The 26,640-nt window shown below is 45.6% G+C and carries 21 protein-coding genes; 14 read left to right on the top strand and 7 right to left on the bottom strand.

Going from position 1 to position 26,640, the window contains the following annotated elements:
- The first annotated feature begins 27 nt into the window (after positions 1–27).
- Entirely contained in the window at positions 28–936 is a 909-nt protein-coding gene (gene nagK, locus R7P64_RS05455; protein WP_017820672.1) for an N-acetylglucosamine kinase, read from the top strand.
- Positions 937–1,121: 185 nt separating this feature from the next.
- Here nagK and R7P64_RS05450 read toward each other — a convergent pair whose 3' ends face one another.
- From R7P64_RS05450 to R7P64_RS05425, 6 genes are all read right to left on the bottom strand, one after another.
- Complete coding sequence (locus R7P64_RS05450; protein WP_005377584.1) at positions 1,122–1,388, bottom strand: DUF2960 domain-containing protein; 267 nt, start codon at positions 1,386–1,388, stop codon at positions 1,122–1,124.
- A gap of 74 nt (positions 1,389–1,462) precedes the next feature.
- Complete coding sequence (locus R7P64_RS05445; RefSeq protein WP_318123230.1) at positions 1,463–3,241, bottom strand: bifunctional molybdopterin-guanine dinucleotide biosynthesis adaptor protein MobB/molybdopterin molybdotransferase MoeA; 1,779 nt, start codon at positions 3,239–3,241, stop codon at positions 1,463–1,465.
- Positions 3,238–3,825 (bottom strand): molybdenum cofactor guanylyltransferase MobA, encoded by a 588-nt coding sequence (gene mobA / locus R7P64_RS05440; protein ID WP_005377572.1) that lies wholly within the window; start codon positions 3,823–3,825, stop codon positions 3,238–3,240. The genes R7P64_RS05445 and mobA overlap by 4 nt, the downstream gene beginning before the upstream one ends.
- The gene (locus R7P64_RS05435; protein ID WP_005377570.1) at positions 3,803–4,522 is read right to left on the bottom strand and encodes an energy-coupling factor ABC transporter ATP-binding protein; all 720 of its coding nucleotides are present in this window, start codon (positions 4,520–4,522) and stop codon (positions 3,803–3,805) included. The genes mobA and R7P64_RS05435 overlap by 23 nt, the downstream gene beginning before the upstream one ends.
- Before the next feature lie 50 nt (positions 4,523–4,572).
- A complete protein-coding gene (locus R7P64_RS05430) occupies positions 4,573–5,271 on the bottom strand; it encodes an ABC transporter permease (protein ID WP_005389524.1) in 699 nt (232 codons plus the stop codon).
- 6 nt (positions 5,272–5,277) lie between these two features.
- On the bottom strand, positions 5,278–6,096 hold the full coding sequence (locus R7P64_RS05425) for a substrate-binding domain-containing protein (RefSeq protein ID WP_005389522.1): 819 nt from the start codon (positions 6,094–6,096) through the stop codon (positions 5,278–5,280).
- A 348-nt stretch (positions 6,097–6,444) separates the two neighbouring features.
- On the opposite strand from R7P64_RS05425, the gene R7P64_RS05420 reads away from it, so the two are divergent.
- From R7P64_RS05420 to R7P64_RS05410, 3 genes are all read left to right on the top strand, one after another.
- Complete coding sequence (locus R7P64_RS05420; protein ID WP_025766656.1) at positions 6,445–7,896, top strand: sigma-54-dependent transcriptional regulator; 1,452 nt, start codon at positions 6,445–6,447, stop codon at positions 7,894–7,896.
- On the top strand, positions 7,886–9,925 hold the full coding sequence (locus R7P64_RS05415; protein WP_005377562.1) for a cache domain-containing protein: 2,040 nt from the start codon (positions 7,886–7,888) through the stop codon (positions 9,923–9,925). The genes R7P64_RS05420 and R7P64_RS05415 overlap by 11 nt, the downstream gene beginning before the upstream one ends.
- Before the next feature lie 217 nt (positions 9,926–10,142).
- The gene (locus tag R7P64_RS05410) at positions 10,143–11,735 is read left to right on the top strand and encodes an ABC-F family ATPase (RefSeq protein ID WP_025766654.1); all 1,593 of its coding nucleotides are present in this window, start codon (positions 10,143–10,145) and stop codon (positions 11,733–11,735) included.
- Positions 11,736–11,975: 240 nt separating this feature from the next.
- Here R7P64_RS05410 and R7P64_RS05405 read toward each other — a convergent pair whose 3' ends face one another.
- Positions 11,976–12,800: a formate dehydrogenase accessory sulfurtransferase FdhD gene (locus R7P64_RS05405; protein ID WP_054574149.1), complete on the bottom strand. Its 825-nt coding sequence runs from the start codon at positions 12,798–12,800 to the stop codon at positions 11,976–11,978.
- Positions 12,801–13,123: 323 nt separating this feature from the next.
- On the opposite strand from R7P64_RS05405, the gene R7P64_RS05400 reads away from it, so the two are divergent.
- The 10 genes from R7P64_RS05400 (at position 13,124) to R7P64_RS05355 (ending at position 26,639) form a co-directional block, all read left to right on the top strand.
- Complete coding sequence (locus tag R7P64_RS05400; RefSeq protein WP_005389514.1) at positions 13,124–13,588, top strand: DUF3305 domain-containing protein; 465 nt, start codon at positions 13,124–13,126, stop codon at positions 13,586–13,588.
- On the top strand, positions 13,578–14,207 hold the full coding sequence (locus R7P64_RS05395; protein WP_064368418.1) for a DUF3306 domain-containing protein: 630 nt from the start codon (positions 13,578–13,580) through the stop codon (positions 14,205–14,207). Before R7P64_RS05400 ends, R7P64_RS05395 begins: the two co-directional genes overlap by 11 nt.
- A 308-nt stretch (positions 14,208–14,515) precedes the next feature.
- A complete protein-coding gene (locus R7P64_RS05390; protein ID WP_213868730.1) occupies positions 14,516–16,177 on the top strand; it encodes a 4Fe-4S dicluster domain-containing protein in 1,662 nt (553 codons plus the stop codon).
- Between the two features lie 9 nt (positions 16,178–16,186).
- Entirely contained in the window at positions 16,187–16,813 is a 627-nt protein-coding gene (locus R7P64_RS05385; protein ID WP_017820684.1) for a molecular chaperone, read from the top strand.
- 73 nt (positions 16,814–16,886) lie between these two features.
- A complete protein-coding gene (locus R7P64_RS05380; RefSeq protein ID WP_005377542.1) occupies positions 16,887–17,087 on the top strand; it encodes a twin-arginine translocation signal domain-containing protein in 201 nt (66 codons plus the stop codon).
- 10 nt (positions 17,088–17,097) lie between these two features.
- Positions 17,098–19,953, top strand: coding sequence for a formate dehydrogenase subunit alpha (locus tag R7P64_RS05375; RefSeq protein WP_213868729.1), 2,856 nt, complete (start codon positions 17,098–17,100; stop codon positions 19,951–19,953).
- Positions 19,954–19,964: 11 nt separating this feature from the next.
- Positions 19,965–20,573 (top strand): formate dehydrogenase FDH3 subunit beta, encoded by a 609-nt coding sequence (gene fdh3B / locus R7P64_RS05370; protein WP_005377536.1) that lies wholly within the window; start codon positions 19,965–19,967, stop codon positions 20,571–20,573.
- 14 nt (positions 20,574–20,587) lie between these two features.
- Positions 20,588–21,640, top strand: a complete 1,053-nt coding sequence (locus R7P64_RS05365; RefSeq protein WP_017821916.1) for a formate dehydrogenase subunit gamma — start codon at positions 20,588–20,590, stop codon at positions 21,638–21,640.
- Positions 21,624–22,040, top strand: a complete 417-nt coding sequence (locus R7P64_RS05360) for a membrane protein (RefSeq protein WP_005377532.1) — start codon at positions 21,624–21,626, stop codon at positions 22,038–22,040. Before R7P64_RS05365 ends, R7P64_RS05360 begins: the two co-directional genes overlap by 17 nt.
- Before the next feature lie 423 nt (positions 22,041–22,463).
- Positions 22,464–26,639 (top strand): RHS repeat-associated core domain-containing protein, encoded by a 4,176-nt coding sequence (locus tag R7P64_RS05355; RefSeq protein ID WP_318123229.1) that lies wholly within the window; start codon positions 22,464–22,466, stop codon positions 26,637–26,639.
- Position 26,640: the final 1 nt, after the last annotated feature.

Raw genomic sequence — 26,640 nt, 5'->3', positions numbered from 1 at the left:
TTGAAGCATTTTTTAGGAGAGAAATACATGTATTACGGCTTTGATGTCGGCGGCACTAAAATTGAATTTGGTGCATTTAACGAGAAGCTTGAGCGTGTAGCGACGGAACGTGTACCTACACCAACAGACAACTACGAGCTGCTGGTTGATACCATTGCGGAATTGGTGAACAAATACGATACAGAGTTTGGCTGCGAAGGTACGATTGGTCTTGGCTTGCCAGGTATGGAAGACGCCGATGATGCAACGGTACTAACAGTTAACGTTCCTGCGGCAAAAGGCAAACCACTTCGTGCTGATCTGGAAGCTAAAATCGGTCGCAGCGTAAAAATTGAAAACGATGCAAACTGTTTCGCGCTTTCTGAAGCCTGGGACGAAGATCTTCAAGATGAACCATCTGTACTAGGTTTGATCCTTGGTACTGGTTTTGGTGGCGGCTTTATCTACGAAGGCAAAGTATTCTCTGGCCGCAACCACGTAGCGGGTGAGGTGGGTCACACACGTCTTCCTATCGACGCATGGTTCCACCTAGGCGAAAACGCACCATTACTGGGTTGTGGCTGTGGCAACAAAGGCTGTTTAGATAGTTACCTATCTGGTCGTGGTTTCGAGCTTCTTTACGCGCATTACTACGGCGAAGAGAAGAAAGCGATCGACATTATTAAAGCGCACGTAGAGGGTGAGGAGAAAGCAGTAGAGCACGTCGAGCGCTTTATGGAGCTGCTAGCGATCTGCTTTGCAAACCTGTTTACTGCAACAGACCCACACACCGTTGTACTTGGTGGCGGCTTATCTAACTTCGAATTGATTTACGAAGAGATGCCAAAACGCATCCCTAAACACTTATTGTCTGTGGCTAAGTGTCCTAAGATCATCAAAGCAAAACACGGTGATTCAGGTGGTGTACGCGGCGCTGCGTTCTTAAACATCAAGTAATGACTTAAACCTTACTCGATATAAAGTAAGAAGAAATTTAAAGCCCCGTTTAGACTTTCAAGGTTAAACGGGGTTTTTACTTATATACCTAAGTAATTTCGGTATGCTCGGGTATAGATCATGAACAAAAGTAGCATGCATAAAAAACTCACGACGAATCGTGAGTTTTCTGTTTGCAGCTAAGCTTATTTGTTCTTTTTGCCTACGCCCAGGTTTTCTTTTTGAGCTAGGGTGATTTTGCTAAAGCCTAATTTTCTGAAGTAGTTGTCGCGGTAGTTGCGCACTGCTTTAGTGTCAGACACTGCTTCGATTTGTTGCTCCATCTTTAGGAACTCAGTGATATCGATACCTTCTGCTTCTGCAACCGCTTCTTGAATGTTGCGGTGCTGCTGGTATGAGAACGTCAGTTCTTTGTCTTGGTCTTTGTAAGTGTAAAGAATGGTGCGAGCCATAGCTGTCTCTCTGAAAAGGTTTCTGTATTAAACAAAAAGGCCAGACTCGCTGACCTTTGAATTTCTAGTTTGAGCTAGATTCTGCCTTGAAGTGGGATAATTGTCACGCTTTCTCCCGCTTTTACTGTATCAATAGCTGGGGAGATTTCGATCAAACAATTTGCCTCACTCATTGAGCGCAAAATACCAGAGCCTTGCTTGCCTGTTGTACGAACGGTTAAACGGCCAGTGTTATCCAGTTCATAGATTCCTCGACTAAATTCGGTACGACCTTGGCGAGAGCGAAGATTCTCAGTCGCGATGGCATTCACTTTCAGAGGCTTCCAGCCTTGTTCGCCTTGCATCTTACGCAGTGCAGGCTCAACAAAGTTGATGAATGAAACCATCACTGCCACAGGGTTGCCCGGCAGACCAAAGAACGGCTTGTTGTTGATTTGACCAAACGCTAATGGACGTCCCGGACGCATGTTGATTCGCCAAAAATCTATTTGACCAAGTTTATCCAAGGCAAGTTTGATGTAATCCGCATCACCAACAGATACGCCACCAGAAGTCATAACCACGTCCGCTTGCGCCGATGCGTTTTCCAACGCTTCAATCATTAATTGTTCGTTGTCTTCCAGAATACCGAAGTCCAAGATCTCGCAGCCGAGCTTTTCAAGCATGCCCATGATGGTAAAACGGTTGGAATCGTAGATAGAATTCGCTTTTTGCTCTGTTCCCGGCGCTTGTACTTCGTCACCGGTGGAGAACACGGCAACTTTCACTTTGCGGAACACATTCGCTTCACCAAAACCAAGCGAAGCGATCATGCCCATTTCTGGAGAGGCTAGGCGAGTGCCTGCGGTAAAGACGTCACTGCCGATAGCGAGATCTTCACCTGCTTGACGAACGTTTTGGCCTGCTTTGATATTCGCACTGTTAAAGGTGACCTTGTCACCTTCTTGAGAGGCTTGCTCACGCATGACCACTGTGTCGCCGTTACGTGGTGTTGGTGCGCCAGTCATGATCTTAACTGCTTGACCAACTTCCAGAGGCTGATCGTAAGCATGGCCCGCCATCACTTCAGCAACCACTTGGTAGCTATCACGGTCAACATCATCACTGCGGATGGCATAACCGTCCATCGCGGAGTTGGTGTATTGCGGCACATTTACTGGTGAAACGATATGTTCCGCAAGAACGCGGCCATAGGCGTTTTCAATCTTGCATGCTTCTATTTCCGAAACCGTGTTCACCAAAGAAAGGATTTTCTCTTGGCCTTGAACCACAGAAAGGAAAGCAGGAGAAAGTGTGTCGCAACATGCGGCTTCTTTCTCTTTGTTTTTTGGTGCTTTCGCTTCTTGAACATACTGAATAACGAACTGAGCAATCGCTTCAAGATCATTGATGTTCATTTGTGGCAGTTCAGAGTCCAACTCGTCGCCGTCTGAAGCGATAGCGATGATGTTTTCATCGTTTGGATAAAGCCAAGGCTTGCCGACTTCTTCACGGTGCAATTCGATTTTAGGAAACGCGATGTTTTTGCAGCCTTCGACCAAAACCACATCAAGCATGTCTTCATCAAAACGTGTTAATAGGAATTCAAACTCCGCTTCGGCTTCTGGCGTTTCTGTCATTAACGCAAAACGGTTGCGAGAAGCAATCAGCATTTGAGATGCGCCAGCTTTGCGTAAACGGTAGCTGTCTTTACCCGGCTTATCGACATCGAAGTTGTGGTGCGCATGTTTTAGCATGCCAATGCGTAAACCTGCTTCGGTCAGCTTTGGCAATAGGGCTTCAAGTAGCGTGGTTTTGCCTGTGCCTGAATAAGCCGCAAAACCAAGAATAGGAATGTTTAGCGTGTGTTTCATGATTCTAATTGTCCAAATTGCGCCAGTTCTTCCGGAGTGTTCAAGTTGACGAAACAGTTTGGTGAGTCGCTAAAGTCAACGTAACTAGTGTTGCACTCTTTGTAGAGCAGAATGATTTTGCGGTCGCCACGTTCTAAAAATGCGGTGAGTTTTGGCAGTACGCGCTTGTGGTAGAGCGTAAAAACAGGTTGCTGATGGTCACCATCATGCGCGACCAAAATATCGCTGTCTTCTTTGACGAACTGGCAGAAACGCTCGACAAGGTCGGTGTTGATTTGTGGGCTATCGCAAGGTACAAATCCGACCCAGTCAGTTTCAGCATGCATCAAACCCGCGTGAATACCGCCCATAGGCCCAGGGAAATCTTTGAATTGATCACTAAATACGAAACCAAATTTGCTGTACGCATCTTGGTTTCGGTTGGCATTAATTAAAATGCGTGGAGTTTGTGGAGATAAACGTTCAATAACGTGTTCGATGAGTGGCTTCTGATTTAATTCAATCAGACCTTTATCTTTTCCACCCATACGGCTGGCTTGGCCACCAGCCAAAATGACCCAACTAGTTTGTGTTGGTTGAAGCATATGCATTCTCTTGGGATGTTTCTTTTGGTATGACATACAACAGAGGAGACTCTATCAAAGTCTTGTCTTTAATCCACCACTGTTTTTTACATAAGTCGGTCAGTGCGTTGGCCTGATGGCTTGTCACCACGATACTGGAACCACGATCCAAAAGATCTTTCGCCATCATTACCAATCGTTCAATGGATTCTTGGTCTAAAGACGCACTTGGCTCATCCATCAATAAAATCGACGGTTTTAAAATCCAAGCCCTTGCCATGGCAACGCGCTGTTTTTCACCGCCGGACAACACGGAAATATGTTCGTCCGCTAAGGTTTCTAAACCTACCATGCGCAGCGCGTGAATAACTTGAGCTCGCTTATCTTTTTGCGTGTCTTGTTGATATTTCACTCCATAGACTACGTTTTCATATACAGTGCCGTCAAAAAGGTAAGGGGATTGATGGAGATAAATCACATCGACACGACCATTGCGACACGTCAGTCTTTTCAGCCACGTATCTTTTGGCGCAACAACATCGCCAGTAGAGGGTTTGAGCAAGCCAGCAAGGATTTTGAGTAGGGTAGTTTTGCCCACACCATTGTCACCCTTGAGATAAATGGCATCATTTGGGCCGATGGCTAACTCAGGGATGTGGAAAAGCACACGCTCTTTAAAGCGCATGGATAACTGTTCGGCGGTGATTTTTATAGTCATAATTCGCCTCGACATGGGGTTAATGGTGAGTCGTTTGTTTGCTTCATGTTCTATGTTCTGAGGTAGCCTTTGCCTCTCATGCTTGATAAGAAGAAGTTTAGAGCCAACGCTAAAGATAGTAATACAATTCCTAATGCAACTCCTTGCGCAAAAGCACCTTTACTGCTTTCCATTGCGATAGCCGTGGGAATATTTCGCGTCACGCCCATAATGTTCCCACCAACCATCATTGAGCAGCCCACCTCGGTCACGATACGTGAAAACCCTGCAATGATAGCCGCAAGTAGAGGAAAGCGGGTTTCCCAAATCATCGTAGCTGCCAAGCGCGGAATGGAGACGCCCAGCGTGATGGCAGTTTCCACTGCACGACGGTCGCTAGATTGTAATGCACCATGCATCATCGATACCAAAACAGGGAAGCAGATCACCATTTGGCCGAAGATCATTGCCTTCTGAGTGAACAGCATTTGCCAGTCTCCCCAAGGGCCAGCACGCGACAGCAACATGTACAGCAACAGGCCAATCACCACGGTAGGGACCGCTTGCAGCGTATTTACGATCGACAACAAAAACCATTTACCGCGAAAGTCGGTATACGCCAGTACAAAGGACATCAAAATAGCCGGCAATACTACTAGGGATATTGCCGTAATAGAAACACTAAAGGAGACCGCAACGATCTCCCATAGGTCTGCATCAAAATTCACCAGTAAGCGAAGCGCTTCCAGTGTTGTATCAGCAAGATTCATATTGCGTTATTTGCTCTCAGCATTCGCAACAAACAGTTGTTTACCGTTTAGGCGGAAACCATTGATAAGTTCCTGTCCGCGAGGGTTTACCAACCAATCACTGAATGCCTTCGCACCTTGGTAGTTGATCGTTGGGTAACGCTCAGGGTTAACAAGAATAACTTGGTACGGGTTAAACAGTTTTTCATCGCCTTGGAACAGAATTTCTAGATCCAATTTGTTTTGGTAAGCCAGCCATGTGCCGCGGTCCGTCATGGTGTAGCCTTGCATTTCTGACGCCATGTTTAGAGTTGGGCCCATACCTTGACCTACGCTACGGTAGCCACCAAAGTTCGGTTCGATTTTAGTTTGAGCCCAGAAGCCCATTTCTTTTTTGTGCGTACCAGAATCATCGCCGCGAGAGATGAACGTTGCGTTTTTGTTTGCGATCTCTTTGAATACATCTAACACGCCTTCGTCATTTTTGATTGTTGCTGGGTCAGCTTTCGGGCCTACAATCACAAAGTCGTTGTACATTAGCTTGCGAGGTAAAACGCCGTAGCCTTTCTCAACAAATGCGCCTTCAGCTTTTGGTGCATGTGTCATCACCAAATCTACGTCACCGTTTTCGCCCATTTTTAAGGCTTTACCCGTACCTGCAGCAATAACATCGACTTTGTAGCCCGTGTCTTTTTCAAATTGTGGAAGCAGGTAATCAAGTAAACCTGAATGGTAAGTACTGGTTGTGGTTGCAAGGCGAACATGTTCTCCGTCTTGAGCAGAAAACGCAGAGTAACTTACAAGCGTGATAGACGTTGCAGCCAGAGTTAGCGCAATTTTTTTCATTTTTATGTGTTCCTTTCCAATGATTCTTTGGAATCTCTCCAGGTTTTAGGGAGAAGCCTTTTTGGACGAGAGCGATTAGCGTAATACGCAAGTTGTCTTAGGGTGTTGGAATAAGCAAACATCAACATCCTGAGATCACTTAAATGCGCTCCGTATCCACCTTATAGCAAACAAGATATAGCAAACAAGATGCCAACCTTTTACAAGCTTAAAGTGCTTGGTTTATGCACTAAATCATGGGGTTATTTGCATAAAAGTTTGCGTTGGTACAAAATGTCGCACTTTTTGTAGGGTATCTCTGTTTAAACTTGGTACACTCTGTCCCATCGAAATCCATCTGGGGTAAATATGTCTACTCAATCCCATCTTAGTACAAACCAACAATATAGCGCCTTTTCCGTACTGGTCGTCGATGATGAATTAGGCATGCAAGCCATCTTGAAAAAGGCATTGGGTAAGCTTTTTTCACATGTCGATACAGCTGGTAGCATCGAAGAAGCAGAACAACTGCGTAATTCTCGACATTATGATCTGATCTTACTGGATATTAATCTGCCAGGGCGTTCTGGAATTGAGTGGGAAGAAGCGTTTGAAGATGATGACAAACGTGCCGATGTGATTTTTATGACGGGTTATGCGGATTTAGAAATTGCCATTCGAGCGCTACAGCTCGGTGCTTCCGACTTTATCCTCAAACCATTCAACCTTGAGCAGATGTTAAAAGCGGTCAGTCGCTGTATGGATCGCCGTTTGAACGAACGCATGCAGTACGCCATGACACGCGATTACCAACGTCACAATACCTCAGAGATCATCGGCGGCTCAGAAAAAACGCGTCTGCTTAAGCAACTTATTAACCAATTTGCACCATCACGCGCTTCTGTTTTGGTGGAAGGTGAGTCGGGTACGGGTAAAGAACTAGTTGCACGAGGTATCCACCAGGCGAGTGGGCGAACGGGCCCGTTTGTGCCAATCAACTGCGGCGCGATTGCACCAGAGCTTTTAGAAAGTGAGTTGTTTGGTCATACATCGGGCGCGTTTACCGGTGCAAAAAAATCGCGTGAAGGTTTGTTCCGTGTTGCTAACGGTGGCACCTTATTTCTTGACGAAATCGGGGAGATGCCACTTGCAATGCAGGCATCATTATTACGTGTGTTAGAGCAGCGTACGATTCGCCCTGTCGGTTCAGAAAGAGAGATCAGTATTGATGTCCGTATCGTAGCGGCAACCAACCGAAACCTGCAAGAAGAGGTCAATCAAGGTAATTTCCGCAGTGACCTCTATTACCGTTTAAACGTTCTGAAAATTGAAGTGTGTCCGCTGCGAGAGCGCAAAACCGACTTATTTGAGTTGGTGCCATTTTTCAGCAACATGCTGACGCGCGAGCTAGGTATGCCCGCGCCCAAATGGGCGCACGAGGACATGGAAGCCATGAGTGAGTACGATTGGCCGGGAAACATTCGTGAGCTGAAAAACTTGATTGAGCGTTGTATCTTGCTTGGCAAACCACCTGCACACTATTGGCGAGAGCTGAATGGCGGGCATTCACTGCCTAATGTATCGATTACTGTTTCTCACTCAGCTGAGTTACCAACCTTTAAAGAAGGCAAAGAATTTACTGGCGAGGGCTATCCAAACAGCTGGACGTTAAAAGAAGTCGAGAAAGCACATATTAAACAAGTCGTTAACTTGCACGAAGGCAACAAATCAGCAGCTGCTCGCGACTTGGGCGTAGCTCGCAAGACCTTAGAACGTAAATACAAAGAATGGGATTCTGAGGATGAGGAATATGCCGACTAACGGCCCACAGCACAAAGGATTGTCAAAATGGACGCACCGTTTTAAAACCATGGTGCGTTATCGTTTGTTATTCTTAACCTCTGCGCCGATTTTCCTCACGTTGTTAGCTCTGATCGGCATTACCATTTATTGGTCTATTCATTACACGTGGCAAAATGCGCTGCTTGATGTCTCGGAGCGTCTTGGTGTTGCAAATAACAGCGTAACGTTGTTACAGCAAAAGCAAGCCAATTACGTGCGGGCGTTTGCCGATTCGTACGATTTCCGTATTCGCATTAATCAAGGAACGCCACAAGGTGACCTGCAAAAGTGGGTCACAGAGCAGAAGAAAAGATATGCTTTAGATTTTCTCTCTTTCCAACGCGTTAATTCCATGGAAAACAAATTCCGCTTTATGGATCTCACCAAGCGCGAATCGTTTTTTGATGTACTCAATAAAGAAGAACTCGAACGCCTCGATCCTGAACTCGCCAAACGAGCAGAAGTGCCTATTCTTGCTGATGGTGACAGGGAGGCGCGTGGGTTAGTCAGTCGAACCGTGATTCCGGTATACAGCCAAGCGAACGATTTGATCGGCTTTCTTGATGGTGGTTTGCTCCTTAACAACAGTACAGTGTTGGTGGATCAAATCCGCGATCTCATTTACTTAAGTGATAATGACCGCCTTCGCCCTGTGGGTACGTTGACTGTGTTTCTCGATGATTTGCGTGTGAGCACCAACGTTCCTTTAGACAGCGATCATAGGCTAGGGCGCGCCATAGGCACTCGCGTGAGCGCAGAAGTGTATAACCAAGTACTTTCGAAGGGTGAACAGTGGGTTGATCGCGCTTATGTGTATGACGCTTGGTATATTACGGCGTATCAACCAATCAAAGACCAATACGACAATGTTATTGGTATGCTTTATACGGGTTACCTCATGTGGCCATTCGTTAAAGCCTACATGACGAACATTGCCGAAATCAGCTTGATTACGGTTATGTTATTGCTGGTTTCCGGCGTGATGGTATATCGCGGTTCTTATGATCTGTTTCGACCGATCGAACGCATTCATAAAGTGGTGAAGCAGGTCCAACAAGGTAAAGAAAAACGGATTGGCCCGTTAGGATTAGATGCCGATCATGAACTTGCGCAGTTAGCCAGACAGTTTGATGATATGTTAGACGCGCTAGAAGAGCGCAAAATTGAACTGAAAAACTCCGCAGCTCAACTTGAATGCAAAGTTCAAGAGCGTACGGCAAGCCTGAGAGAAAAAACCCAAGATCTTGAACTGCATATTCAATTGCTCAACCAAACCCGCGACAAACTCGTTGTTCATGAAAAACTTGCAGCACTGGGAGAACTCACCGCGGGGATTGCTCACGAAATTAATAACCCAACCGCCGTGATTCTTGGCAACGTAGAATTGATCCATTTTGAATTGGGTGACGATGCAAGTCGAGTACAAGAAGAGATTGATGCGATTCACGCGCAAATTGATCGTATCCGCAATATCACACGCAGTTTATTGCAATACAGTCGCCAAGGCGGTGTTCAAGATGAAATCACTTGGCAACATGTCAATCCTATCATTGATGAAAGCATCACCTTGGTTAAAACTGGCACCAAGAAACGCGACGTTGAGTTTGTGACTGACCTACAAGCGCATACGTCCGTTGAGATAAACCGTCACCACTTGCTACAAATCTTAGTTAATTTGCAAATGAACGCCATTCACGCAATGAGCGGTAAAGGAACTTTAACAGTAGTCAGTGAAGACTGGATTGAAGAGGGCGAAGTGAAAGGAGCTGCGATTCATGTTATCGATGAGGGCTGCGGTATTAAACCAGAAAACTTGAGTCGAATCTTCTCGCCATTTTACACAACGAAACGAGAAGGCACAGGGTTAGGGCTATCGGTCTCCCAAAGTATTCTCAGCCAAACGGGTGGTGAGTTAAAAGCAGAGTCTGAATGGGGAAAAGGCAGTAAATTCAGTATTTATTTACCTAAAAAAGCCGAACTGATCCTAGAGGTGACGAATATCGCTTAGTCACTTGTTGTAAGCATTACGGAAGAAAGAGCCAGTTATAATACTGGCTCTTTTTTGTATTCAATGACGCATTTGTGCTTGAGCTTTTTGCTTTGAAGAAGCACTGCGATGGTTTCACTAGCGATGAATTAATAAAAACAACACTTGCAGTATGTAGCATGAACAAGTACCGTTGCCCGGTTTTTCTAAATACACCCCAATTGCTAAGGTAAAGGTTTTGATCTCCACAGCGAATATTACTCAACAATTCGGCGCTAAGCCGCTATTCGAAAACATTTCAGTTAAGTTCGGCGAAGGCAATCGCTATGGCTTAATTGGAGCTAACGGTTGTGGTAAATCAACCTTTATGAAGATCCTCAGCGGCGAGCTTGAGCAAACCAGTGGTAACGTAAGCTACGATCCAAACGAGCGCGTTGCAAAACTGAACCAGGACCAGTTCGCTTACGAAGAATTTACTGTAATCGATACCGTTATCATGGGTCATAAAGAGCTATGGGAAGTGAAGAAAGAGCGTGACCGCATCTACTCACTTGCTGAAATGAGCGAAGAAGACGGCATGAAAGTGGCTGACTTAGAAGTTCAGTTTGCTGAAATGGACGGCTACATGGCAGAAGCCAAAGCGGGCGAGCTTCTTCTTGCTGTAGGTATCCCAATGGAGCAACACTTCGGTCTAATGAGTGAAGTAGCACCAGGTTGGAAACTTCGTGTGCTTCTAGCGCAGGTTCTATTCGCAGACCCAGATGTGATGCTTCTTGACGAACCTACCAACAACTTGGACATGGACACAATCCGTTGGTTGGAAGACACGCTAAACGCGCGTAACTGCACAATGATCATCATTTCGCACGACCGTCACTTCCTAAACTCAGTATGTACACACATGGCTGACTTGGACTACGGTGAACTACGTGTTTACCCAGGTAACTACGACGAGTACATGACGGCGGCTTCTCAAGCTCGCGAACGTCTACTAAACGACAACGCTAAGAAGAAAGCACAAATCGCTGAGCTACAAACTTTCGTTGCGCGTTTCTCTGCAAACGCATCGAAAGCAAAACAAGCGACATCTCGTGCGAAGCAAATCGACAAGATCAAATTGGACGAAGTGAAAGCGTCTAGTCGTCAAAACCCATTCATTCGTTTTGAACAGTCTAAAGAGCTGTTCCGTAACGCTCTGATTGTAGAAAACCTGAGCCAAGGTTTTGAAGAGGACTTGTTCTCAGACTTCAATGCAATTTTTGAAGTGGGAGAGCGCGTTGCGATCATCGGTGAAAATGGTGTGGGTAAAACAACACTTCTAAACACGCTTGCTGGTGTACTTGAACCGCGTGCTGGTGAGTTCAAATGGTCTGAAAATGCAAACATCGGTTACTACGCGCAAGACCACGCGCATGACTTTGCAGAAGATATGAATCTAACGGATTGGATGGGTCAATGGCGTCAAGAAGGTGATGACGAGCAAGTCGTTCGTGGTTTCCTTGGTCGTATGCTGTTTGGTCAAGATGACATTAAGAAGTCAGTAAAAGTACTGTCTGGTGGTGAGCAAGGTCGTATGCTGCTTGGTAAGCTAATGATGCACAAGCCAAACATGCTGCTAATGGACGAACCAACCAACCACATGGACATGGAATCAATTGAATCTTTGAACACCGCGCTTGAGCAATACAAAGGCACGTTGTTCTTCGTCTCTCACGACCGTGTATTCGTAGACTCGTTAGCAACGCGTATTATCGAAATCCGCGATGGTAAAATCACAGACTTTAAAGGCACTTACTCTGAGTTCCTAAAATCTCGTGGCGTTGACGCGTAATTACTCGCAAAGCGTTTAAAAAGCAAAAGCCTCGCTATTTAGCGAGGCTTTTTTGATATTTGGCCTTAATCCTTAAACTGACCGGTTATATACGCATAGAGCCCGACCACGCCAAAGGTAATAATCATAGAAAGCATGATACCGCTGGGCGTAAGCAGAAAATTCCACAATTGGTCATTATTCATAGTCCACATCCTCTGTGAATCCGCATTATTGGTTTTAGTTTACACTGAAAAGGTGTTATTGGTTGCCTTTTACATCAAATTCAACCTTGTCGGCTCCTGTAAACACTTGGAAGCGCAAACCTTTCGCACGCGCAATGGTCGTAATACCAAATTGCTTCGCTAGATCTAACCCCATTTGAGTAACGCCAGAGCGAGAAAGCAGAACAGGAATGCCCATTTGAGCCACTTTAATCACCATCTCTGATGTAAGGCGACCAGTTGTGTAGAAAATTTTATCTTCACCTGTTTCTTCTTTGAGCCACATCTCACCTGCAAGTGTATCCACTGCGTTGTGACGGCCGACATCTTCCACAAATGACAACACTTCATTACCTTTGCAAACCGCACAGCCGTGTACTGCGCCCGCTTTTTTGTAGGTGTCGTTGTAATGAGTTAACGCTTCCAGCGCAGAATAAATTTCTGACTGCTTAAGAGAAACTTGAGGCACTTGATAATTTTCAAGCTGCTTCATCACGTTGCCATACATGGTGCCTTGGCCACAACCTGAGGTGACGGTTTTCTTTTTCAGGGCGCCTTCTAAGTGTTCAGTGTTTTCTTTAGTAATCACCGCTGCGGAATGCGTTTCCCAGTCAATAATAACGGATTCAATCGCGGCTGGATCGGACAGGAAGCTTTGGTTTTTTAAATAACCCAGTACTAGTGCTTCTGGACGCGAACCTAGCGTCATGAGCGTGACCACTTCTTTCCAGTTCAGCATGACCGTAAGAGGACGCTCGCAAGCGATTTGCTTCGCGAGCTTTTCGCCGTACTCGTCGTACACATCGACTTCAATGGTTTGCAGGGGATTTTCACTGGTTTTAATAATATTTGGTTTCAGCACAGTCGTGTCCTAGTGATTAAGAGCGTTAGGTTGCTACGCATTTTAGCTTGTTAAGTGGCTAGCAAATCTCATTCCAAAATAGCGGTTCCCACAGAAATTGCGAGGTTTTATGTCAACAATGCATTAAAACTGCGAGTTCGCAGTAATGACACATCAATACATTTGAGTTTCGTCTAGTTTGGTACTTATAGCCTGAGGGAGTATATAGACTAAGTTATATCAGCTTGGCGCGTTTATTGCTTCGAAGACAATAAAAATGGTCGAAAACGGGGGCAAAATCTCCCGTGTGTTTTCAGACCAAAAATAGAAAGACTGGGTGAGTTATGTCGGATAAGAAAGATTTCGAAAAAAATTACGAAAAGACTGAGGATACATGGCCAATCGGCGTAGAGCTTGTTGAGCATGAGATCAGTACAGGGATTTGGGTGACAACCCAATGGCAGTTGACAGGATTTGCGCTGAATCCGACGGAAGAGACTCCAGATGTTTGTCTGTTGCAATTACATAAAGACGAGCGTACAGACTACCGCTTTAACTTAAGCTCTCAGCAACCTAAACTCTTTTTAGTGATGGATAACGTCGAGTCTGGTGAAAAACCAGCGATACAGTTACTGACGGCTTCACAATCTGTTGCGGCGCAATATATGGATGGTGATAACCTTGTACTATCTAACGATATGCCGTTAGCCGTTCAGGCTTGGATGGAAGCCTTTATTGGTCGTCACGGTGAGTTGTTAGAAGTAAGACGCAAGAAACGCAAAGGAGCAGGCAGAGCAAATGGCAACTAGTTTTTTAAGCCGTTGGTCGAAACGTAAACTAGAAGAATCTTCCCAACATGCTGAAGAGATCACGCCGATAGCAGAGACGGAGCAATCCGAAGATAGTGTCACAGCGCTTTCAAACGCTGACGAAAGCTTAGATGCTTTGAACGTCAATGAGGATAGTCAGGCTCCAGACATTACCGCGAGTGTAGAGACTGAAAAAACCGAAGAAATGTCTGTGGCGCAACTGCTGGTTTCTGAAGCTTCAGAAAGTGTTAAGAAAGCTGCGCTGCGCAAAATGTTCTTGTCCGAAGAATTTAACGTGCGTGACGGCCTAGACGATTACGATGATGATTACAGTAACTTAAAGTCACTTTCTCAAGACGTCGCTGAGACGCTGCGTGATTGGGTTAAAGACAAAGTGGAAGACGAACCAGACGCCGAAACTGCGCAAGGGTCTGAGCTTAACGCTAACGATATCGCATCTGAGGTAGTTGAAGACGCAGAGTCAAACACCGACAAAAGTGGCCAAATTACTCAAGATGAAAGTGAGCTGTATATAAATACAGTGTCTAGTGAAAGTGATACTTTTGCTGAAGAATCACAGCCTAACGAGGTGAGACAAAATATACCACACAAAGAATAGGTACATTTTGACTAAACACTCAATGAGCCGGCTGAGACAAAATGTCTCAACCGGTTTTTTTATCCCTACTATTTGTCAGTAAAATTGATAACCTATTGATTTTTAGTTGATATTTTATTGGCATGACACTTGCTATTTGTTGCTCAATACCAATCTGGTTGAAGTTAGTACGGACGCACTGCGTAGTATTCATCGCCTATAGACGGCGGAATAAGAATTCTCATTGATAAGTTAATCAGCAGAATCTCCGGCGCTAACTACACTAAGAGATGGAAAAGACTATCCATGTTCATAAATGGAATTGAGCAATGCTGAAACAATTATTAGAACAAGCAACTTCCAATAACGGTAAAGCGAGGCTGTACGCTTTCGAAAATACCGTAGAGTTGACCAATCTTATTCCACCAACCGTAAGCTATGAAAGCGGCGGTAATACTTTGATTGTGGGCCCAACAGCAATCATCGAAAGTGCGGCAGCGCAATTGTCGCAAATGAACAGCCTAACGCTGCTTTCTACCGATGGCGAAAAGGGCACAAATCCCGAGCTTTATTACGCCAATTCGGTTCAGGTTTCAGGGTTCTTAGGTACGTTTGAAGTTCTGATTGAAAATCATGGTTTGACCAACAACCTTGCCAAGGTCGCGACCAATAGCGATTGTTTCGATATCGTACTCGATCTTTGCCTTAACAGCTGCATGTCGGAAGAAGTCCCAGTACCGGGCTACTACCCAGTAGGTCGTGGCTATCCGAAACTGGCTGAAGCGTTGGAAGAGATTCCAACCTTAATGGGGACGTTCGATAAACCGAAATTCTTCCGTTTAGATACCGATTTATGTGCACACAGCTCTCGTGGCGTAAAAGGTTGCGAACGGTGTGTGGATGCTTGTCCGGCAGGGGCACTATCGAGTGAAGGCAGCGACAGAACGGGCCATCGCATCGAGATCAACCCATACCTATGTCAAGGTGTGGGTACTTGTGCTACAGCGTGTCCGACAGAAGCGATTCATTACGCACTGCCAAACCCTGAAGATACGCAAAAGTTTATTGAACGTACGCTCGCCAACTATGAGCAAGCGGGTGGTTTGGATCCTATCGTATTGATTTGTAGTTCTCGCCACGAGAGCTACAACGTGATGGCACTAAAAGCACTGCCAGATAATGTGATTCCAATTGTGGTGGAAGAACTGCCTTCGGTTGGTATTGATACTTGGTTCGCCGCGCTTGTGAATGGTGCTACTCAGGTGCTGTTTGCGGCTTCACGTTTTATGCCTCAAACCATTATTCGTGTGCTTAATAGCGAAGTAGGTATTGCTCAAGAGCTGCTCGGTCAGCTTGGTATCGCCAAAGAAACCATCGACATTCTGTATCTAGAGTCACTACGTGAAGGTGCTCCGACACTTTGTACTGAGTCTTTTGATTTGGCATTAGGTGATTTGCAAGGTAACAAACGTCAGCGTCTATTTACGGCCTTGGATGCGTTGTCCGCATCACGTATTCCAGTTGAGAACATTGTTGAACTTCCAGCGAACGCACCTTACGGCACAGTCTCTTGTGAAAGTAAAGGTTGTACGTTGTGTATGAGCTGTGTGGCGGTGTGTCCAACACGTGCATTGCATACGGACGGTCGATCTCCGTCGCTTAAATTCGTCGAGCAAGACTGCATTCAATGTGGGCTGTGCGAGAAAGCGTGTCCAGAGAAAGTGCTGACGCTTACTCCTCGTATGAACTGGGTGAAAGAAGAACGCCAGAAAGCGGTTGTGATTCATGAAGAAAAGGCAGCCGAGTGCATTCGTTGTCACAAGCCCTTTGCTCCGCAATCGATGATCGACATGCTACAAAACAAGTTACGCGGTCACTCTCATTTCTCTGATGAAGCGGCGATCAATCGTATCGCGATGTGTGAAGACTGCCGTGTGATCGACATGTTTAAGTCGATGGCAGAAGACCCAATGAAACAATTGAAATACTAGGAGCTCGCAGTGGACACACAACAAGAACAAACACTGAGAACAGACATTTATCTCGTTCTATCTGCACTTTTTCGTAGTGCGCCTAGTGATGAAATGCTGGCGTTCCTGAAATCGCTAGAAATTGAACCGTCTGAGAGCGCGATGCAAAAAGCTTGGCTCGCACTGCAACAAGCCGCGAACGAAGCGCAGCGAGAAGCGTTAGAAGAAGAATATCAAGATCTGTTTATTGGCATTGGACGTGGTGAAGTTGTGCCATTCGGATCTTGGCATCGCACTGGCTCGATGATGGAAAAACCGTTAGCGGAAATTCGTCGCGATTTGGATCTTTTAGGCATCGAACGAGAAGAGAACGTGAAAGAGCCTGAAGACCATATTTCTGCACTGTGCGAAGTGATGGCAATGCTGACAGGTGAAGAGGAAGAACTTCAACAAGCGGTGTTTAACAAACACATTGCTCCTTGGTTCCAATCTTTTACGCGCCAACTAGAGAGCGCCGAAAGCGTGAACTTCTACAAGCCAGCTGCACAGCTTTGCGATGCATTTTTAACGTTAGAGCAAGTCCGCTTTAGCGTGAACACCAAAAGCAGTAAGAACAAATTAAAAATTGATGTGAAAAACGTCACTGATTACGAGTAATCGAGCAGTACTTGGTCATATCGATAGAGAGGCATGAGTCTCCAAAGATCTACCGTAAGGTAAGGAAGCAATGATGAAAGATAATAAAGAAATAAACACAAGCCGTAGGGATCTCCTAAAAGGCTTCACAACCGCTGCCGTTGCCGGTGCTGTTGTTGCGGGAACCACGAAAGTGGCCGTTGCTTCAGAAACGGTTGAGCCTTCTGAAAACGACGTGAAGAAGAAAGGGTATCGTGAAACTCAACACATTCGCGATTACTACGACACACTTTAGGAGATAACGGATGAAACTTGTCAAACGCTCCGACAGTGTGAGCAAAGAAACGAACCAGCTTGGCGTATCTCGTCGTGCATTCATGAAAAACACTTCGCTTGCCGCTGGTGGCGCAGTGGTTGGTGCTAGTCTATTCGCACCGGGAATGATGAAAAAAGCGCAAGCAAAATCAGTCGATCCAGAAGCGAAAACAGAAATAAAACGTACTATCTGTTCTCACTGTTCAGTGGGTTGTGGTATTTACGCAGAAGTTCAAAATGGTGTTTGGACGGGTCAAGAGCCTGCGTTCGACCACCCATTTAACGCCGGTGGTCACTGTGCAAAAGGCGCAGCACTGCGTGAACATGGTCACGGTGAGCGTCGTCTAAAATACCCAATGAAGCTTGAAAACGGGAAGTGGAAAAAGCTTTCTTGGGATCAAGCGATCGAAGAAATCGGTAACAAGGTGATGGACATCCGTAAAGAGTCCGGCCCTGATTCGGTTTACTTCTTGGGAAGCGCAAAGCACAGCAACGAACAAGCGTACTTGTTCCGCAAAATGGCATCACTTTGGGGTACGAACAACGTTGACCACCAAGCGCGTATTTGTCACTCAACAACCGTGGCGGGTGTAGCGAACACTTGGGGTTACGGTGCGATGACCAACTCTTTCAATGACATGCACAACTGTAAGTCGATGCTATTCATTGGTTCAAACCCAGCTGAAGCACACCCAGTAGCGATGCAGCACATTCTGATCGCAAAAGAGAAGAACAACTGTAAGATCGTCGTAGCGGATCCTCGCCGTACGCGTACTGCTGCGAAATCAGATCACTACGTTTCTCTTCGTCCAGGTTCTGACGTAGCATTTATTTGGGGTGTGTTGTGGCACATCTTCGAAAACCAATGGGAAGATAAAGAGTTCATCCGTCAACGTGTATTCGGTATGGATGAGATCCGTGCTGAAGTGGCGAAGTGGACGCCAGCAGAAGTAGAGCGCGTAACAGGCGTAAGCGAAGAAGACGTTTACCAAACAGCAAAACTGCTTTCTGAAAATCGCCCGGGCTGTATTGTTTGGTGTATGGGTGGTACTCAGCATACTACTGGTAACAACAACACACGCGCTTACTGTGTGCTTGAGCTAGCGCTTGGTAACATTGGTAAATCAGGCGGCGGTGCAAACATCTTCCGTGGTCACGATAACGTACAAGGCGCAACCGACCTTGGCGTACTTTCTGACACGCTACCTGGCTACTACGGCCTTTCTGAAGGCGCTTGGCGTCATTGGTCAAAAGTGTGGGAAATCGATTACGAATGGATCAAAGGTCGTTTCGATGACAACGCTTACAGCGGTCAGAAACCAATGCACAGTGCAGGTATTCCTGTATCTCGTTGGGTTGATGGTGTACTGGAAAACAAAGACAACATTCGTCAACGCGAAAACATCCGTGCAATGTTCTACTGGGGACACGCAGTGAACTCTCAAACACGTGGTGTTGAGATGAAAAAAGCGATGCAGAAGTTGGACATGATGGTGATTGTGGACCCATACCCAACGGTTGCTGCGGTAATGAACGACCGTACCGACGGCGTTTACCTGCTTCCTGCAACAACACAGTTTGAAACACACGGCAGCGTTACCGCATCTAACCGCTCTCTACAATGGCGTGATCAGGTGATTGAACCTTTGTTTGAATCAAAACCAGACCACGAAATCATGTACCTGCTTTCGAAGAAACTGGGCTATTCCGATCTTCTGTTCAAAAACATCCGTGTTGAAAATAACCAGCCGGTGATTGAAGACCTAACGCGTGAATTCAACAAAGGCATGTGGACGATTGGTTACACAGGCCAAAGCCCAGAGCGTTTGAAAGCGCACCAACAAAACTGGCATACGTTCCACAAAACCACATTGGAAGCGGAAGGTGGCCCTGTCAACGGTGAAACCTATGGTCTACCTTGGCCATGCTGGGGCACACCAGAAATGAAACACCCAGGTACACACATTCTGTACGATACGTCTAAGACGGTTGCAGAAGGTGGCGGTAACTTCCGTACGCGCTTTGGTGTGGAATTTGAAGGCAAGAGCCTTCTTGCAGAAGACAGTTATTCGAAAGGCTGTGAAATCAAAGACGGTTACCCAGAGTTCACTGACAAGTTATTGAAACAACTTGGTTGGTGGGACGACCTAACTGCTGAAGAGAAAGTGGCAGCAGAGGGTAAAAACTGGAAGACTGACCTTTCTGGCGGTATTCAGCGTGTCGCGATCAAGCACGGTTGTATTCCATTTGGTAACGCGAAAGCGCGTGCGATTGTTTGGACGTTCCCAGACCGCGTACCACTGCATCGTGAACCACTGTACACACCACGTCGTGACCTTGTAACGGATTACCCAACTTGGGATGACAAAGATGCAATCTTCCGTGTTCCTACGTTGTATAAATCAATTCAAGAGCAAGACAAATCGGGCGAGTACCCAATCGTTCTGACTTCTGGCCGTCTGGTTGAATACGAAGGTGGTGGTGAAGAGACGCGTTCAAACCCTTGGCTTGCCGAGCTTCAACAAGAAATGTTTGTTGAAGTGAACCCGAAAGACGCGAACGATCTTGGCTTCAGAGATGGTGATGATGTTTGGGTTGAAGGTGCAGAGAAGGGGCGAATCAAGGTGAAAGCGATGGTAACACGTCGTGTGAAACCTGGCTTGGCGTTCATTCCGTTCCACTTTGGCGGTAAGTTCGAAGGTGAAGACCTACGTCCTAAATACCCAGAAGGTACACAGCCTTACGTTGTTGGCGAATCGGCCAACACGGCAACCACTTACGGTTACGACCCGGTTACCTTGATGCAGGAAACCAAAGTAACCCTATGTAACATTCGTAAAGCGTAAGGAGTCTGACAATGGCACGAATGAAATTTCTATGTGACACCAAACGCTGTATCGAGTGTAACGGCTGTGTTACTGCATGTAAGAACGAAAACGACGATGCTCTTGAATGGGGCATTCAACGTCGCCGCGTGGTAACACTAAACGATGGTGAAGCCGGTGAAAACTCCATCTCTGTTGCTTGTATGCACTGTACCGATGCGCCTTGTATGGCAGTTTGTCCAGCAGACTGTTTCGAACATACCGAAGACGGCATCGTTCTTCACAATAAAGATCTGTGTATCGGTTGTGGTTACTGTTTGTTTGCTTGTCCGTTTGGCGCACCTCAGTTCCCTAAACAAGAAGCGTTTGGCGAACGTGGCAAAATGGATAAATGTACTTTCTGCGCGGGCGGCCCAGAAACAGAGCCAGGCTCTGAGGAAGAACGTCAAAAATACGGTGCGAACCGTATCGCAGAAGGCAAGTTACCGATGTGTGCATCGCTTTGTTCAACCAAAGCACTGCTTGCGGGTGACGCAGAGAAAGTCTCTGACATTTTCCGTCAACGTGTGGTAGAACGCGGCGCGAAAAACGCAGGTTGGACAGACGGAAACGATCTTTCTTACGATGCGACGAAAAGCTAAGTAAGGAGAGGCACATGTTAAACACGCTTAAACGTGCGTCTCTAGCAATGCTGTCAATGATGACAGCATTGCTGCTGACTTTCGCAATGCCTGCTTCAGCAGAGGAACAATCTTCTAAAGTTATTCAACAGGAGATCACGCAACTCGCCGGGGCAGACTATTGGCGCGAAGTCAGAGAGGGGCAAGAAGGTTATACCACGTCTAAATCGCCAGAACATGGCGTATTAATCAGTAAACCTGGTGAGACTTGGTACATTCTAAAAGAGAAATGGATGTCTCCTGCTGGTGCTGTCGCGATTTTCGGCAGTATCGCGATGGTTATCATGGCTTACGTATTTGTTGGCCCTTTGATGCTAAGTAAGCCTCGTACAGGCAAAAAGATGAAGCGTTGGTCTCGTTTAGACCGCGCGCTTCACTGGAGTATGGCGTTTACATTCTTAACGTTGGCATTCAGTGGTTTGATGCTGGTTTACGGTAAGCACTTCTTAAAACCGTACGTTCCTACTGAGTTCTGGGGCTTTATCGTCATGTTGGCGAAGCAGTACCACAATTACATGGGACCATTGTTCTTCATTTTGCTGATGCTCGTGCTCTTTAAATGGTGGCGCAAGTCGATTCCAAACATGACTGATGTTCGTTGGTTCATGAAAATGGGCGGTATGGTTGGTAAACACAAAGGCACACATCCGTCAGCTGGTTTCTCAAACGGTGGCGAGAAGGCAATCTATTGGTTGTTGATCTTCTTTGGTGCTATCGCGGCAGTGAGTGGCTTAGTTCTGGACTTTCCTATCTTTGGCCAAACTCGCCGTGACATGGAGCTTTCTAACTTAGTTCATGCGATTTCGGCACTGATTCTAATCTGTGGCTTTATCTTCCACATCTATATTGGTCTATTCGGTATGGAAGGTGCGCTAGAAGGCATGGTGACAGGTGAAGTTGATGAAACATGGGCGAAAGAGCATCACGATCTTTGGTATGAGGAAGTGAAGTCCAAAGAAGCGATGGGTGAAACAGATACGGCACAAACGGAAGTAAAAGGAGCGAAAGCGAATGAACAAACCTCATAACGGGATTTGGGTTGCGTACATCCTGAGCTGTCTGACCCCGTTTACGTTTCTGATCTCAGGCGTTATCGCAATTATCTATGCGGGTTACCGATTAGATAAGGGAGAAGACAGCGACGTAGTGATTTCTCATTACTACGGTTTAATTCGCACCTTCTTTCTCTACCTGACGTTTTTTGTTGTGTTGATCGTCACCGTCGCGACTTCTAACGGTGTACTCGTTGGCGTGAGTGATTATTGGTTGCATAGTACTTTGCTTGAAACCATCGCTTACTTTATTCCTTGGGTAGGGATGGTGTTTGCTGCATTAGCCATCTTGGTGTGGTTTATGCGAATGTTTCAAGGGATGCAGCAACTGCTCAATAACCAACCACACAGACCATCGACAGGTCCAAACCTTTAATCAGTATTCTTTAAGCAAAACCGCCGTAATAGGCGGTTTTTTTGTTGCTGTTTTGTCTCAAATATGAAGCGTTGAGTCGCAGTGGTGATACTTGATGCAACTTATTGAGTGAATTTACGTAACTGGGCAGAAAATCATAGTTAAGTAAGAAACATGTAAAAAAATCGCGTCACGATGAGACATTAGTCTCACTCACGCTATTGTTCATTTACTCAGGATTCATCGTCCCGTTAAAGTACGCTGCGCTCAGAAATTCAAAGAGTTGCATACGTGAAAATTGCCATCAATACATTCAGTCTACGCATACAGAGGAATCTCTATCGGAGGATGTTTGATTAAGGCATCTTGCTCTCACAAATAAAAAGAGCGAAACGAGCATTAAATGATGCGGCAAGGTAAGAAAAGGACAAACACGTTACGGCTATGATCCCTCAATTCGTCATTCCTATCACGAATCGCTTTGGCGAAAGTTATCACTTCTCTGGTCAGTTACTTACTAGCGGCGAACCTAAAACATTCGTGACCAAACAAGAGGCAATAGAGTTTCTTGAGAGCTTTGGTGAGCTTGACCTTCGCTCTGTCGAGGATTTGTTCTATGCGATTGGTCAATTCAAGCCAAACATACCTGACGGTGAGCTTACTTCCCAACACTATAATTCAACGTTTGCCAATGCTTTGGTGAACGGTGACTTGCGTGTCGCTCGAATTGTACCTACCGGCGAAAACTACGCACTCTCGTCAGCGGTTACGCCTCCACCGACTCAAAATACCGTCAATGCAAAACCATCGAAGGGAAAGGGGAAGTCGAATAAAAAGAGTGGCAGAAGTGCCGCATCCGCCAAGCCTCAGCAACAAAGCAGCGAAAAACATGAGAAAGCCGGTGATCCTGTATCACTTGTGACGGGTGAAGAAATTCTCGAACTCTATGATATCGAGCTACAACAAGGTACTACTTGGCAGCGTACTTACCGCTCTTCGCAGTCGGATGTAAATCATGGAATGGGCTTTGGTTGGCGACATGCATTTCAGTTTGAATTACGCGAGAAGACGGACGAGAAAGACAACGTTATCGCTTGGGAGTTTGTTGACGATAAGGCAGATATCACAGAATTTGAGCCAGTAGATATTGGAGCAACAAGTTACCAGATATACGCTGGTGCGAGCTGTTATTTCCTGAGCTCAACAACTCGGATTGTAACGCTCGCTAATGGGCATCAATATCGGTTTGAGCAAAAAGATGATCGCTGGCTTGTTAAACAAGTTAGAAATGGCACGTTTTCAACGTTTCAATTGCAGTATTCTCGAAACCATCGATTGATCGAGATCGCATATAACAAGCGTCCGGTTCTTGAATGTCAATATGATAAGCAAGGACGCCTTGTAGAACTGCTTAATGCAAAGTCCCAAAAAGTTCTGACAACTTATACCTATGATGAGCACGATGATTTGGTCAGTGCAACTAATCATTTAGGCTTAAAGGAACAGTATCAATACCGCGGCCATTTAATTGTTAAGCGTGTACGACCAACTGGCTTTACTCATTATTTTGAATGGGATGGCGAAGGTGCTAACGCGAAATGCATCAGGAACGTTGGGGACGCAGGAATTTATGACTATCGCTTCCATTATCAGGGAAATCACTCTTCTTATTCTGACTCGTTAGATCATCAATGGTCTTTCTTGCATGACGAGCAGGGTAACTTACTCGAGAAAATAAGCCCCACAGGTAAAACTTGGCGATGGCAATATGATGAACTAGGACGAAAAGCACAAGCTATCTATCCTGATCAGTCAACGGTCAATTATCAATATAATCAGCATGGTCAATTAGTTTCTAAGTTTCATTCCTCTGGCAAAGAAATTCAATATGGCTATGACGGCTTAGGTAAGTTAGTTAAAACGGTTTCACCTGACGGGGATATCGAGAAGGCTTACTACAATAGTCTCGGTCAAAGAGTTTGGGATACCGATCAGTTCGGCTGTGTCACGGAGTATGATTACGATAAACACGGTCAAGTCGTCAAAAAAGAGTCTGAAGATGGTAAGAAAAGTCAGTGGTGGTGGGATGAACAACAAAGACTTATCGCGAATGAAATAGACGGTACATTACTTCGTTACAGCTACAACGAAGAAGATCTAGTGAATGGCGTCGCTTATCCCGATGGGTGTATTGCTCAACTCGCTTATGATCAATTCGGCAGGCGTACATCAGTTCGTTATTTTAACGACGAAGACAAAGTCGGTTATAGCGAAGAATATTCTTACGATGAGCACAGTCGTGTTGCTCAGATTCGGACGCCAGCAGGCATTACCTCGTATCAATGGGGAGCACTCGCGCAACAAGAAGCAGTCATCTTTCCCGATGGCAGCCATATTTCTTACGAATACGATCAACAACGTAACCTGACTAAATTAGTTCGGAGTGACGGCTTAGAGTTCGAATTCCTGTATGACGATGAAGGCCAGCTATCAGGAACTATTGGGTTTGATAATCTACAAAGCCAATTTGATTATGACGATATGGGGCGGATCCATCGTAAGCAAGTCGCCGATAGGACCGTGCTGTACCGCTATGACGCTGCGGGTTATCTCAAGCACGTCAAAGCAGGAAATGCTAGCAGTATTGTAGAGCACCACTTCAATTATGCGCTTAGTGGGCGACTTACTTTCGCATCCAATCGCCATCAAACACTGCAATACCAATACTCTTCATTCGGGCATTTAACAAAGCGCATTCAAGGTCAGTTTGAGATAGCGCAGGAGTTTAACAGAGTTGGCCAACGCGTATCTCAGGTACTGCCAGATAATACGGAGCTGAACTTCTCTTATGATCGATATGGGCGTTTTTCAGCGATTCGGTTTGGAAACCTAGATTTACCTCAAATCAAATTTCATTACGATGAAATGGGACGAGTTTCCCAAATTGAAACGGCACATTTTAATGAGCGCATCATTTATGATGGTGTTGGTCGTTTGGTCGAACAACATTGGCCTGATAGAGAGAAAAAGTACGTTTACAATGCGCAAAACCGTATTTCATCAATCATTGATAATACGGCAGGAGCAACACACTATCAGTACGATGCCTTAGGGCAACTGAAACGAGTCAATGCTTCCGGAGAAGTGACTGAATTTGAATACGATAGTTTTGGCAATCCTACTTCGCCATCTTCAGAGGTATTCGCTGATCGTATTGAAGTACACGATGATGTCCGGTTCAAATATGACGCGCAAGGAAACCAGACAAAACGTGAGGGGCAAGGACATGTTCAGACTCGCGTATTTGATGCGTTAAATCAGCTCATTGAAGTTCACACCGACGATGGCATCAGTCAATATGAATATGATGCATTAGGGCGCAGGACGAAGAAAATTACACAACAAGGCGTTACGGAGTTCTTGTGGGAAGGGGAACGTTTAATTGGTGAACGCTCTTCAGGTGCTTTCCGATGGTACCTATATCAACCAGAAACCTACACGCCAGTGGCACTGCTAGAAAACGACGTTATTTATTGGTACCAGTGTGATCAAGTTGGTAAACCAGAGCGGCTGATCGATTGCGAAGGGAATGTTGTATGGAGTGCCAGCTACGATGCTCATGGCTTTGCTCATGTACATATTGAAAAAGTAGTAAATCCACTGCGTTTTCAAGGGCAGTACTTCGATCAAGAAACCGACTTACACTACAACCTCGCTCGGTATTACGATTCTAAGCTAGGACGCTTTATCCAACAAGATCCGATATCTATTGCTGGTGGCATTAACCATTACCAATATGCAGTCAATCCTATCCAGTGGATTGATCCAACAGGTTTCCTTTGTGAAGAAGGGTTAAAACGCTTGGGTCAAATGTTGGCAGCGTATCAGGCGCAAAGCGATGTCCCCCAAGAGGTTTGCGATCAGATTTTAGAGGCAGCAAAAGAATCATCCGTCGGAGAAGATGGCGTTCGCTCGCAAGTCAAAATCCGAAAACCCAAAGGTAAAAATCATATTCGATATGAATACGATTTAGACCATATTGATTGCGAGAAAAATGAAATTACTTTTTATCGTCATATCAATCATTCAGATGGCAGCAGGCACGAAGTTCAGTATGTTGTTGGGATTGAGGAATTTGTAAGCGGACATGTTTTTGGCGAAAGTCAAGCTTTTGAAACCTCAAAGACCATTCATAACTCCAATGAGGGCTCTAAAATCTTTACAGATTGGTCTCTTACACGGTTAAAGTTGCGCGACTCTGATACCAACAATTTAAATAACTATGATTTTGGTTCTTATTTGAGGACTTTAGCTGGGCCTCCTCCTGCAGACATGCCGGATCCACATGCTCACCACGTACTATTTAAGAGGGGGTTGGGGCAGGATCAACAAGATCTAGTTATGGAGGGGCAGGAGCTTTTAAGAAAATATGATATCGACCCAATATTTGGTTTTGAGAACTTAGTGTGGGCTCCCAACCGTATCGCTGGACAGCATGATATTAATGCGTTGCGGCAGGTTGTTGATACTCTTAAAGCGACTGATAAAATGTTGGGTAAACGCGTTGATATGGTTAATGCTTTAAAATTACTGGGTAAAACCGCAGCTGAGAGGAGATAAA

Source organism: Vibrio sp. 2304, from assembly GCF_033339475.1.
Classification (GTDB): domain Bacteria; phylum Pseudomonadota; class Gammaproteobacteria; order Enterobacterales; family Vibrionaceae; genus Vibrio; species Vibrio alginolyticus.
This window is presented reverse-complemented; position numbering and strand designations above follow the sequence as displayed.